The sequence below is a fragment of the Brooklawnia sp. genome (genome assembly GCF_049651565.1).
Classification (GTDB): Bacteria; Actinomycetota; Actinomycetes; order Propionibacteriales; family Propionibacteriaceae; genus Brooklawnia.
The window spans coordinates 1-12,119 of the sequence record NZ_JBASCI010000181.1 but is presented as its reverse complement, the minus strand read 5'-3'; the positions used below and the strand labels follow the sequence as shown (position 1 = coordinate 12,119).

Genomic DNA, 12,119 nt, shown 5'->3' with positions numbered 1-12,119 from the left:
CCGGATCGTTTCCGCCGTTTAGGTTGGAGAACACGTCAGGAGGAGGCACACAGTGCGTGACCGGGACACCACCCGACTGATCCCCGGGCTCGGCCCGGCCGGCACCGCCGGGGTCCGCCTGCTGGTCTTCGCCGCCGTCGTCTGGCTGGTGCTGGTGGTCAGTGCCCGGATCGCGAACGTGCTGATCCCGGTGCTGCTGGCCGTGCTGGTCACCGCACTGCTCTCACCGCTGGTCAAGTGGCTCTCCGAACGCATCCCGATCAACGCTCATGTCCACGCCGGCGTGGTGCTGCTGGGCTTCCTCGCTGTCGCCGCCGGCATCATCTACCTCACTGCCCGGGTGATGATCAACGGCATCACCGACCTGGAAGGCGGTGTGCTCGCCGGCCTTGAACGGCTCGAGGAGTGGCTGCGCGAAGGTCCCCTGCAACTCAGCTCGAACTGGCTGAGCAACACCGTGGACAGTCTGATCAGCTGGGTGGAATCGAACAGCGACGTGCTGGCCAGCGGTGCGGTTCAGCTCGGCGGCTCGGTGGTGAGTGTCGGCGCCGGTGCCGTCATCATGCTGCTCAGCACGCTGTTCTTCCTCGGCGGCGGCGCCGGGATCGCCGGCTGGCTTATCGACCGGGCCCCTCGCCAGCGCCGAGACGAGGTGCGGGCAGCCGCCGACCGGGTCTGGACATCGCTGAAGGCGTTCTCGCGCAGCCAGTTGGTGGTGGCCGCGGTGGACGCCGTGGGCATCGGCCTGGGTGCCTACTTCCTCGGCCTGCCGTTCGCGCTGCCTATCGGCGTGCTGGTCTTCTTCGCCGCCTTCATCCCGATCGTCGGTGCCCTGCTGTCGGGCGCCGTCGCGGTGCTGATCGGGCTCGCCTTCGGTGGCCTGGGCAAGGCGGTCATCATGCTGGTCATCGTGCTGGTGGTTCAGCAGCTCGAGTCGGACGTGGTCGGTCCGCTCCTGTTGGGCGGCGCGGTGCAGGTGCACCCGTGGGCGGTGCTGGTCGGGGTGGCCTGCGCCACCTACGTCTTCGGCCTTGCCGGTGCGCTGCTCGCGGTGCCGGTGATGTCGACGATCAAGGCGATCTTCTTCCCGTCCGACCCAGACGAGGACGATGACGGCCCGGACGAGGAACAGCCCGGGTCGCGCTCGGGTGGTTCAGTTGCCGCTACCGAGGCGCAGGCGACGTAGCAGCGGGCTCTTCTTGTCCAGGTGGTCCGACATCCGGGTGAGCAGGTGGTCCAGGAAGCTGACCGCGTCCAGGATGAACGGGCCCTTGTTCAGCATCACACCCTCCGAACGCACCGACTGTGCGGCGTCGGTGACCTCGGCCCGGGACGGACGTCCCGACTTGGCCAGGTTCTCCAGCACCTGGGTGGCCCAGATGACCGGGACGTGCGCGGCCTCGCAGAGCCACATGATCTCCTCCTGCAGCTCCCCCATCCGGGCGAAACCGGCCTCGACCGCCAGGTCACCGCGGGCGATCATCACCCCGACCCGCGGCGAGCGGAGCGCCTCCATCAGGATCTCGGGCAGGTTCGAGAACGCCCGGGCGGTCTCGACCTTGATCACGAACGGGAAGTCGGGCGCCGACAGGGCGGCCAGTTCGGCGCGCAACGCCGCCACGTCGGCGGCGGTGTTCACGAACGACATCTCCACGCCGTCGGCATGCTCCACGATGAACGGCAGCACCGCCCGGTCGTCGTCGGTCAGGCCGGGCAGCTCCAGGTCGGAGTCGGGCAGGTTGATGCCCTTCTCCGCGCGCAACCATGCCCCGGAGTCGTCGATCTCGTTGATCTGGACGTGCAGCTCCTCCCGCCGCTTCCTGACCACCCGGCCGCCGAACTTGCCGTCGTCGAAGTAGATCCGGTCGCCGACCTGGACGCTGGCCAGCACCTCGGGCAGCGAGCAGCCGATCCGGGCCGGCTCGGCCAGCGGATCGGCCGGCGACAGGTCGGTGGTGACGATCAGGTCGTCGCCCCGGTTCAGCCGGATCCGCTGCTCGATGGCCGGCAGCCGCCCAATCTCGACCACGTCGGTGCCACCGTCGGGTGCGTCGGCCACCAGCTCGGTGCCGGTGACCAGGTAAGAGGTGTCCAGCAGTTCGCAGCTCACCCCCGTCTGGTCGACGCCGACCACCGACATCCGCCGCGATGAGTCGCGGGCGTCGGAGAACCGGATCTCATCACCCAGCCGGCGGCGCTGCAGCCAGCCGGCATCCGTCACCGGCAGCCCGTCCGCCTGCTCGTCGGCGGCCATGCTGAGCCGGACCACGACCGGGGTGACCGGCCGGCCCAGCGGGTCACGGCCGGGTCGGAGCCGGCGTACCTCGGGACCATCGGCGATCGGGCCGGTGCGCAGCTTGGGACCGGCCAGATCGACGAAGACCCGCGCCGAGTGCTCGGCCGGGAGCGCACGGATCCGGTCGATCATGCCGGACCAGATCTGCTCGTCGTCGTGGGCGGTGTTGATCCGGAACAGTGCGCTTCCCCGGGTCGCGCAGGCCTCGATGAAGTCCGGGTCCTCGGCAGCCTCGGTGGGCAACGTCACCATCACCCGGGTGGCCCGGCCCGAGCGGCGGGTGCCGAACAGCTCCTCGCTGTTCTTCTCCAGACGGGTCTCGAAGTCGTCGTGGATTTGCTGGATCGACTGGACGTCGATCGGATCGGCGCCCAGCATGGCACCGGCGGCGGCCCTCACCAGGTCGATGGTGGGCAGGACGTGTGCCTCACAGCGTCCCAACGACGACAGCCCCCACCGCGACAGCTCGCTCTGCAGCGGGCGCAGGTCGTTGGAGCGCAAGGCCAGGTAGTGCAGCAAGTTGGCGGCGCTGTCGTGGTTCTGCGGATGCACCCGGGCCAGCAGAGCCTGGTCCTGGCCGAAGTCGTCGACCTCGTCGCGCAGGTCATCAAGTCGGGTGCGCAGCTCACCCAGCGTCGCGTGGTTCAAGGCTTCCCTCCAGGGACGGCGAGTCGGTGCTTGTCAGGTCGCCGCCGTCCCGGGGGGTTCGCTGACCTTCCGCGGCCGCCGCACCACCGCCGTGGCGACCCGGGCCTCGCGGACCACCTTTCGACTCGTGGAGCCGAGCAGCCGGCCGGCCAGGCCGCCCCGGCCTCGGCTGCCGACCACCAGCAACTCGGTGCCGGCGGCCGCTCGTGCCAGCACCTCGTGGGGTCGTCCCCGGATCACCTGCTGGTCGATCGGCAGGTCGGCGTGGGCGTCGATCACCGAGGCCACCACGTCGTCCAGCTGGAGGCCGGCGCGCTCGGCCGACTCCCCGGCCTCCACCGCTGCCACCACCCGCAGTCCCACCCGGAGACGTTCGGCGATGTCCAGGGCGAACCGTAGCGCCGCGAGGCTGGGTCCCTCCGGGTCGATTCCCAGGGTCACCACGTGTTCGGTCGGCTGTGTCAGGGTGCTGGGGACCACGACGACCGGACCCGACGCGTTGCTCAGCACCTCCTCGGCGACACCGCCCAGCAGGCCCGACAACGCCGGGCCCAGACCACGGGTGCCGATGACGACCACCGCACCGGCGCGGGACGCCTCGAGCAGCTGGTCGGCCGGCAGGCCACGCAACACCGCCGAGTCGATGGACAGTTCCGGATGGTCCCGCGCCAACTCGGCACGCAACGCCGCAAGCGCTTCGGCAGTGCGGGGGCCCTGCTGCTCGGCAGGTGTCAGCCGACCGCGCCCGGTATCCCGGCTGGCGGTGCCGACGGTGCCGGTCACTGCCATCAATCGCAACTGACAACCAAGCCGGTCGCACCAGTCGGCCGCCCAGAACGCGGCCATCCGCGCCTGGCCGGAGTCGTCGAAACCACAGATCACCAGGTCGGTCGGGTTGAGCATCGGTCGTCCTTCAGTAGCGCAGCAGCGCGGCTGCCTGATAGTCAGTGGCGTCGATGGTGTGGACCTCGCCGCCCATCTGCACGGTCAGCCTGACGGCCTGCTCCAGCCGCGGCTCATCGTTCGCGGCGTCCTCGGTCAGGAAGAGCGAGTCGACACGTCCCTCACCGGCGGCCCGCAGGATCTCGGCGGTGTCCAGCAGGGCCTGGTCCTTCGCCCAGGCCTGGTTGATCCGTTCGGTTGCAACGTCGACCGCCAGCCGGTTGGTGTCGCGCACGATCGGCCAGGCCAGCTCGTGCAGCTCGTGCGGCGGCGTCTTGACGTGGCTGCCGCTCAGCGTCTGGTCGACGATCGCCGGGTTGGAGCTGATCTGGCGGAACTCCTTGGTGACCGCCGTGGCGCCGGCCAGCAACAGCGGCGCGGCCGGCTCGCCGCGCAACCGCTCGTCCAGGCCGGCCGCCACCGCACGCAGGTAGCGGGTGGTGGCGTTGCTGCCCGACTCGTCGTCGCTGGAGTGGCCGTGGTACAGCGAACCGTCGCGCGAGGCGGCATGCTGCAGGTGCTTCTGGTTCTCCACGTGCCCGAAGACGGTGTCGTAGTCGGGCGGGATCGGGCCGAGGTCGACCTCGCCGAGGGAGTTGAGGCTGCCCTCCAGCAGCCGGACGCTGTCGGCGCCCAGGGTGAGTACCCGGAACCTGGTGTCCTCCACCACGAACGGGACCAGCACCGACAGTGCCGGGTACTGCGACACCACGGCACGTTCGGGCACCTCGCCCGGCAACCGGTAGCGGACCGGCTCGCCTCCGGAGGTCAGCACCACCAGGCCACCGGTCTGGTGGCGCCAGAACTCCACGTCGCCGGACAGCTCGTCCAGCCGTGCCTTGATCGCCTGGCAGGTGGGTTCATCGACCTGCTGTTCAGCGAGCTGACCGACCACGTTCGACACCAGGTTGCGGAACCGGATCGGATCCTGTCGCGTTTCGGGGCCGGTGCGGTGGGTGGGCATCGAGATGGTCACCCAAACCGGTCCCTCCTGCTTGGCCAGTTGACGCAAGTCGTCGAGGCTCACCTGGTCGGTGTAGTCGAGCTGTTCGGTCATTGCAGTGGCATCCTTTCTGGGTCGGGAAACTTCTTCGCACTCGGTATCGCTGCGCAACGTGGACGCAGGGGTGGCGCGACTTCCACCCGGTGAGGATCACGCTTGCCACGGGTACCGGTGACGGATTGCCCAGTGGCCATCGCGGGTCCTCCTCGTGGGTCGGATATCGGTCAAGCCTATTTGGTACCTCGCCGTTGCGGGAGGGTCCCGGGACAACGAAGCCCCGGCCGCAGCCGGGGCTTGCGTTGCACGGGTCACAGGTTGATCATGTGCCCGGCGATGCCCTCGACGACTTCCTTGAGCGCCTCGGACAGTGTCGGGTGCGCGTGCACGACCCGGGCCACCTCGTCGGCGGTGAGGTCCCACTGCTGGGCCAGTTGCAGTTCGGGCAGCAGTTCGGTGACGTCGGGGCCGATCATTGACAACCCGAGGATCTCGTTGTACTGCGCCTCGGCGACCAGCTTGACGAAGCCGATCCCCTCGCCCAGGCCCTGGGCCTTGCCGTTGGCGGAGAACGGGAACTTGGCGACCTTCACGTCGTAGCCGGCGTCCCTGGCCTGCTGCTCGGACAGCCCGAAGGTGCCGATCTGCGGCTGGCAGTAGGTGGCGCGGGGAATCATCGCGTAGTTGACCGGCATGGTCTCGGCGCCGGCGATGGTCTCGGCGGCAACCACGCCCTGGGCCTCGGCGGTGTGGGCCAGCATGAGCTTGGCGGTGACGTCGCCGATCGCGTAGATGCCGGGCACATTGGTGCGGCAGTAGTCGTCGATGGCGATGGCGCCACGGTCGGTGAGTTCAACGCCGGTCTTGTCGAGCCCGTAACCCTCCAGGCGCGGCGCGAAGCCCATCGCCTGCAGCATCTTGTCTGCCTCCAGCACCTGCTGGTCGCCGCCCTTGGCCGATTCGACGGTCACCCTGACCCCGGACCCGGTGTCCTCGACCGTCTTGACCGCGGTGCTGGTGAGAACCTTGATGCCGAGCTTCCTGTAAGCCTTCAGCAGCTCGGCGCTGACCTCGGCGTCCTCAGTCGGCACCATGCGATCGAGGAACTCGACGATCGTGACGTCGACGCCGTAGGCGTTGAGCACGTATCCGAACTCGGTGCCGATCGCACCGGAGCCGCCGATGATGATCGACTTCGGCAGCTGCTCGGCCAGGATCAGCTCCTCATAGGTCATCACGTTGGCAGAGGTCTGGGTGCCGGGCAGCAGTTTGACGGTCGCGCCCACCCCGATGATGCAGTTGTCATAGGTGACCTTCTCGGTGGAGCCGTCGTCAGCGGCGACCTCGATGGTCTTCGCGTCGACGAAGCTGCCCCACCCGTCGATCTCGGTGATCTTGTTCTTCTTCATCAGGTAGTGCACGCCCTTGACCATCCGGTCGGAGACCGCGCGGCTGCGGCTGAAGGCCTTGCCGTAGTCGACCTTGATGTCACCGGAGATGCCGAACTTGTCGGCCTCGCGCAGCACGATGTTGGCCAACTCGGCGTTGCGCAGCAGTGACTTCGTGGGAATACAGCCCACGTTCAGGCAGACCCCTCCCCACCACTGCTTCTCGATGACGGCGGTCTTGAGGCCGAGCTGAGAGGCGCGGATGGCGGCGACATACCCGCCAGGGCCGGCGCCAAGTACAACAACGTCGAAATGTGCGCTCATGCCCGGCAGTCTATTGACAATTCACTTGCGAGACACGTTGCATTCGAGTTGCGGCCTAACTCACATGTGAGTTAGGGTCGCGGGGTGACTCAGACCACTACACCAGCGAGTATCGGCCGCCTGGTCAGGGATGCGCGCAAGCAGCGGGGCCTGACCCAGAACGAACTGGCGTCCCTGTTGAGCACCAGCCAGAGCGCGGTCCATCGTATCGAGTCGGGCAACCAGAACCTGTCGCTCGAGATGATCAATCGGATCGCGAACGCCCTGGAGTCGCCGCTCATCGTCCCCGGTGGCCGCAGCTCGATGAACCTCAGCATCCGCGGTGAGACAACGCTGTCCGGGACAATCGAGACCCGTTCGTCCAAGAACGCCGCCGTTGCGCTGCTGTGCGCGAGCCTGCTGAACAAGGGACGCACCGTGCTGCGCGGGATCGCGCACATCGAGGAGGTGAACCGCCTGGTCGAGGTGCTGGAGAGCATCGGCGTCGAGGTGACCTGGTCGGCCGACGAGACCGACCTCACCCTGGTTCGCCCCGACGTACTCGACCTCCACCGGATGGACGTCAACGCCGCCCGCCGCACCCGAAGCATCATCATGTTCCTCGGGCCGTTGATGCACATGGTGGACCAGTTCAAGCTGCCCTACGCCGGCGGTTGCCAGTTGGGGGCGAGGACGATCGAGCCGCACCTGCAGGTGTTGCGCTCATTCGGCCTGGAGGTGCTGGCCACCGAAGGGTTCTACCGAGCGAAGACCACGCCGAACGACGCCCAGGAGCGCCATATCGTGCTCACCGAGCGCGGTGACACGGTCACCGAGAACGCCCTGATGGCGGCAGCGCTGACCCCGGGGGTCACCACGCTGCGCAACGCGTCCCCCAACTACATGGTCCAGGACCTGTGTGTCTTCCTGACCATGCTCGGGGTCGAGATCGAGGGCATCGGCACCACCACGCTGCGGATCCATGGGCGCGAAGAACTGCACGGTGACGTCACCTACACCATCTCGGAGGACCCGATCGAGGCGATGAGCCTGGTGACGGCCGCGGTGGTGACCAACTCGGAGTTGACCATCACCCGCGCCCCGATCGAGTTCCTGGAGATCGAGTTGGCACTGCTGCACGAGATGGACCTGCAGTTCGAGGTCGGCCCGGAGTACCGCTCGGGCAACGGGTTCACCCGGCTGGTCGACCTGACGGTGAAGCCCTCGCAACTGCATGCCCGGCAGGACAAGATCCACCCCATGCCGTTCCCCGGGCTGAACATCGACAACCTGCCGTTCTTCGCCGTGATCGCTGCCTGCGCCGAGGGCCAGACACTGATTCACGACTGGGTGTACGAGAATCGGGCGATCCACCTGCTCGAGCTCAGCAAGCTGGGCGGCAACGTGCAGCTGCTCGACCCGCACCGGTTGAACGTCACCGGGCCGACCAAGTGGCGGGCCCGCGAGATGATCTCTCCCCCGGCGCTGCGGCCGGCGGTCTGCATCCTGCTCGCCATGCTGGCCGCGCGTGGCAACTCGATCCTGCGTGACGTCTACGTGATCAACCGCGGTTACGAGGACCTGCCCGCCAGGCTGAACAAGCTCGGCGCCAGGATCTCCACCTTCAACGAGTGAGACCGCTGACGGGCCGCCACCGAAGTCGGCCCGTCAGGTCGCTCACTGCATCCGGAACGCCTCGAACCGGTGGCTGGGGGCGACGATGTCCTCCTGCGCCTGCACCAGTGCCAACTCCCGGCGGCCGAGCTCATGGGTGCGCTGCAGCACCGAGAAGACCGACGAGGCCGTGAGCGACAGCGCCTCCCCCAGGCTCTGGCCGCGCAGCAGAGCGGCCAGGAAGACCGCCGAGGTCAGGTCGCCCGAGCCGGTGAACTTGCGGTCGATGATCGGGGTGGTCACCTGCCAGGTCTCGGCGTCGTCCTGAGCCACCATCCGGATGACGTCGTCGTCGGCGTCCCGCCCGACCACCGAGGTGATCAGTACGGTGCGTGGGCCGCGGCTGCGCAGCAGGGCGGCGGCGTCCAGCACGTCGGCGATGCTGGCGGTGGTGCGCCCGGTCAGGTACTCCAGCTCGAACAGGTTCGGCGTCATGATGGTGGCCTGGCCGACCACCCGGTCACGCATGAACTCCGGAATCCCGGGGGCAGCGTAAAAGCCCCGGTCGACGTCGCCCATTACCGGGTCGCAGCAGTAAATGGCCCGCGGGTTGCGCGATCGGGTCAGTTCCACCGCGGCCAGGATGGTGCGGCCCATCTGCGGGGCCCCCTGGTAACCGGACAGGACGGCGTCCACCTGGGCCAGCACGCCACGGTCGTCCACCCCATGCACGACCTCGCCGACCTGTTCAGGCTCGAGCACCGGGCCACGCCAGTCGCCGTAGCTGGTGTTGTTGGAGAACTCGACGGTGTTCACCGGCCAGACATCCAGACCGGCCCGGCGCAGCGTGAACGCGGCTACCGAGTTCCCGGCGAACCCGAACGAGACGTGGGACTGAATCGAGAGGATTTGAGCCACCGGCACAGTGTAGACGCCTGCCGTCACCGGCACCGGCCACCCGCCCATGCCTGGTCGGCCCCTAGACTGACCGGCGTGAACCGGGGCGCCAGCAGCTATTCATACTTGGACCAGCGATTCACCTGCATGGCCCACCGCGGCGGCTACCTGACCCCGGACGACGCCACCCGTGAGAACAGCATCTACGCATTCGGACGGGCAGTGGCGGCAGGCTACCGCTATCTCGAAACCGATGTGCACGCCACCAGCGACGGCCACCTGATCGCCTTCCACGACCGCGTCCTCGACCGGGTCACCCCGGCCACCGGCGTGGTGGCGGAACTGCCGTACGCGGCGATCCGTGAGGCCCGGATCGGCGGCCGCGACCAGATCCCGGCGCTAGACGAGGTGTTGGAGACCTTCCCCGACACCCGCATCAACATCGACATCAAGGCCGCTGGTGCCGTACAGCTGCTGGTCGACACTCTGCGGGCGCACCGCGCCGAGGACCGGGTCTGCGTGAGCTCGTTCAGCGCCCTCCGGCTGGCCCGGTTCCGTCGCCTGATGGGCGACCGGGTTGCAACCGGACGGTCCACCCCGGCGGTGGCCTGGGCAGCCTACGGGCCGCCGTTGCTGACCCGGCGACTGCCGCTGCCCGGGCAGGTGCTGCAGGTACCGGTCACCCACCCGATCGCCGGACGCGAGGTGCGCGTCCTCACCCCGCGGTTGGTCGCGGCCGCCCGCGCACAGGACGTCCGGGTCCACGTCTGGACGATCAACGACCCCCAGCAGATGCACGAGCTGATCGACCTCGGAGTGGACGGATTGATCACCGACCGAATCGCCGAACTGCGCAGTGTGGCGATCGAGCGCGGTCTGTGGAACGGTTGAGAAGCGCCGGTTTCAGCTCCTCGGAGGAACAATCTGTGGTCCTCTGGTGTTGATTCAAGGAGAGTTGTTCAGACGAAGGGAGGCCGAAATGGCTGATCGTGCACTTAGGGGCATGGGTCTGGGCGCCAAGAGTTTCGAGGACGAGGAAGGCATCGAGTTCGCCGCTCGTCAAACCCTCGGCTTCGACTGCGAACGTGGACACCACTTCGAGATGGCCTTCTCGGTGGAGGCGGAACTGCCCACCGAGTGGGAGTGTCCCCGCTGCGGATCGCCTGCGGTACGCAGCGACGGCACCAGGGCCGAGGAGAAGGACGTCAAACCGCCGCGCACCCACTGGGACATGCTGCTGGAACGTCGCTCGATAGCAGAACTTGAAGAACTCCTCGCCGAACGGCTGGAGGAAGTGCGCCGCACGCCCCGCTACTGATATCAGGTACGGGAGTTGAAGCTCTCGAACTCCTCGGAGATCTTCGCTCCCACGCCCTTGAGCTGTGACCAGCGCTTCTGCGCGCCCCACTCGGTGGTGCGCAGAAGCGCTTCTCCGATTATGGCGCCACTCATCTTGGACTGGCCGACTTCGCGGTCGGGGAAGGAGATCGGCACCTCGACGACCTTGCCGCCGGCATCCAGGACGCGTCGGGTCATGTCGACCTGGAAGGTGTAGCCCTTTGAGGCGACGCCGGACAGGTCGATCTGGCGCAGGATGGACGCCCGGAACGCGTTGAACCCGCCGGTGGCGTCGCGCACCGGGATATCCATGGCCACCTGGACGTAGATGTTGGCCAGCCGGCTGAGCAGTTCGCGTGACCTGCTCTGGTTGGTCGATCCGCCGCGCATCCAGCGCGACCCCTTGACCATGTCGGCCTGCTGGTCGCGCATCGCCGCCAGCAGGGACGGCAGCAGCTCGGGCTGGTGGGAGCCGTCGGCGTCCATCTCGACCAGCACGTCGTAGTCGCGTTCCAGGCCCCACTCGAAGCCGGCCAGGTAGGCGGCGGCCAGGCCCTGCTTGCCCGCCCGGTGCATGACGTGGATGGCTGGATCCTCGGCGGCCATCCGATCGGCGATGGCGCCGGTGCCGTCGGGTGAGTTGTCGTCCACGACGAGTAGGTGCGCGCTGGGTTCGGCTGCCCGCAGGCGGCGGATGATTGCAGCCAGGTTCTCGGCCTCATTGTAGGTGGGGGTGATGACCAGGACCCTGTCCAGCAACTCCATGCGTTCAGCCATGCTGGGAGTCTAGACCAGCGGGCGGTGCTTGAACGCGGTGCGCAGCACGATCGTGGTGACGGTGTTCACCGACAGCTCCCGGCGGATCCGGGCGAGCAGTTCGTCCAGTTCCTCGGCCGAACCCACCTGTGCCAGGCACAGGTAGGACGCGTCGCCCGCCACCGAGTAGCAGGACGTGATCTGCGGCAGGGTGGCCAGGTACTGGCTGGCATCCCGGTCGAACCCGGAGGCCAGCGGCTTGATCTGGATGAACGCGCTCAGTGCCCGTCCCACCTCGGCGGGGTCGATGTCGGCCCGGTATCCGGTGATGATGCCGCGCTGCTCCAGGCGGCGTACCCGCTGCTGGGTGGCAGAGGTCGACAGGCCCACTTGTCGTCCGAGCTCGGTGAAGGACATTCGGCCGTCCCGCGACAGCAGGGCGAGGATCTGTTGGTCGGTGGGCTCCATACGATCATCGTGGCACCATGAGGAGCGTGGCCGACTCACCGACGCTGATAGTGGATACCGCATCGCTGTACTTCCGGGCGTACTACGGTGTGTCGGCGAGCCTGACCGACGAGGCCGGACACCCGGTCAACGCAGTGCATGGTCTGCTCGACATGCTGGCGAGGTTGGTCCAGATCTACTCCCCCGCGGCCCTGGTCTGCGCCTGGGACGACGACTGGCGGCCCGCCTGGCGGGTCGAACTGGTGCCCAGCTACAAGACCCACCGGCTGGCCACCCCGGAGGTGCTGGCCGGCGCGGCGGCCGAAGCGGTCACCGAAGGTACCGAGGCGAACCTCGAGATCGTCGAGGACGACCTGGCCCGCCAGGTGCCGTGGATCGTCGACTGCCTGACCGCCGCCGGGCTGTGCGTCGCGGGCGCGCCGGGCTTCGAAGCCGACGACGTGATCGGCACGCTCGCCCGCCGGCTGGC

Annotated in this window: 11 protein-coding genes and 1 pseudogene; 5 read left to right on the top strand and 7 right to left on the bottom strand. The window is 68.0% G+C overall.

The window, feature by feature from the left end:
- Nucleotides 1–52 precede the first annotated feature (52 nt).
- Nucleotides 53–1,186, top strand: coding sequence for an AI-2E family transporter (locus WBL05_RS08335; RefSeq protein ID WP_424225156.1), 1,134 nt, complete (start codon nt 53–55; stop codon nt 1,184–1,186).
- Here WBL05_RS08335 and WBL05_RS08330 read toward each other — a convergent pair.
- The 4 genes from WBL05_RS08330 to lpdA form a co-directional block, all read right to left on the bottom strand.
- Entirely contained in the window at nt 1,154–2,944 is a 1,791-nt protein-coding gene (locus WBL05_RS08330; protein ID WP_424225154.1) for a pyruvate kinase, read from the bottom strand. The genes WBL05_RS08335 and WBL05_RS08330 overlap by 33 nt on opposite strands.
- 33 nt (nt 2,945–2,977) lie before the next feature.
- Nucleotides 2,978–3,847 (bottom strand): universal stress protein, encoded by an 870-nt coding sequence (locus WBL05_RS08325; RefSeq protein ID WP_424225152.1) that lies wholly within the window; start codon nt 3,845–3,847, stop codon nt 2,978–2,980.
- A gap of 10 nt (nt 3,848–3,857) precedes the next feature.
- Nucleotides 3,858–4,943, bottom strand: coding sequence for a hypothetical protein (locus WBL05_RS08320; protein WP_424225151.1), 1,086 nt, complete (start codon nt 4,941–4,943; stop codon nt 3,858–3,860).
- A 254-nt stretch (nt 4,944–5,197) separates the two neighbouring features.
- A complete protein-coding gene (lpdA, locus tag WBL05_RS08315) occupies nt 5,198–6,598 on the bottom strand; it encodes a dihydrolipoyl dehydrogenase (protein WP_424225149.1) in 1,401 nt (466 codons plus the stop codon).
- Nucleotides 6,599–6,682: 84 nt separating this feature from the next.
- Between lpdA and WBL05_RS08310 the strand changes: the two genes are divergently transcribed.
- Nucleotides 6,683–8,212, top strand: coding sequence for a helix-turn-helix domain-containing protein (locus WBL05_RS08310; RefSeq protein WP_424225148.1), 1,530 nt, complete (start codon nt 6,683–6,685; stop codon nt 8,210–8,212).
- A 42-nt stretch (nt 8,213–8,254) separates the two neighbouring features.
- On the opposite strand, the gene pdxY is transcribed toward WBL05_RS08310, so the two are convergent.
- On the bottom strand, nt 8,255–9,109 hold the full coding sequence (gene pdxY, locus WBL05_RS08305; protein ID WP_424225147.1) for a pyridoxal kinase PdxY: 855 nt from the start codon (nt 9,107–9,109) through the stop codon (nt 8,255–8,257).
- 75 nt (nt 9,110–9,184) lie between these two features.
- Between pdxY and WBL05_RS08300 the strand changes: the two genes are divergently transcribed.
- Nucleotides 9,185–9,979 (top strand): glycerophosphodiester phosphodiesterase, encoded by a 795-nt coding sequence (locus WBL05_RS08300; RefSeq protein ID WP_424225145.1) that lies wholly within the window; start codon nt 9,185–9,187, stop codon nt 9,977–9,979.
- Nucleotides 9,980–10,067: 88 nt separating this feature from the next.
- Complete coding sequence (locus tag WBL05_RS08295) at nt 10,068–10,406, top strand: RNA polymerase-binding protein RbpA (RefSeq protein ID WP_424225143.1); 339 nt, start codon at nt 10,068–10,070, stop codon at nt 10,404–10,406.
- A 2-nt stretch (nt 10,407–10,408) separates the two neighbouring features.
- Here the strand turns inward: WBL05_RS08295 and WBL05_RS08290 are convergent, their stop codons facing one another.
- Together WBL05_RS08290 and WBL05_RS08285 are read right to left on the bottom strand one after the other, a co-directional pair.
- Nucleotides 10,409–11,203: a polyprenol monophosphomannose synthase gene (locus tag WBL05_RS08290; protein WP_424225141.1), complete on the bottom strand. Its 795-nt coding sequence runs from the start codon at nt 11,201–11,203 to the stop codon at nt 10,409–10,411.
- A 9-nt stretch (nt 11,204–11,212) separates the two neighbouring features.
- Complete coding sequence (locus tag WBL05_RS08285) at nt 11,213–11,650, bottom strand: Lrp/AsnC family transcriptional regulator (RefSeq protein ID WP_424225139.1); 438 nt, start codon at nt 11,648–11,650, stop codon at nt 11,213–11,215.
- A 17-nt stretch (nt 11,651–11,667) separates the two neighbouring features.
- On the opposite strand from WBL05_RS08285, the pseudogene WBL05_RS08280 reads away from it, so the two are divergent.
- Nucleotides 11,668–12,119 (top strand): annotated as a pseudogene (locus WBL05_RS08280) (flap endonuclease); the annotation flags it as partial.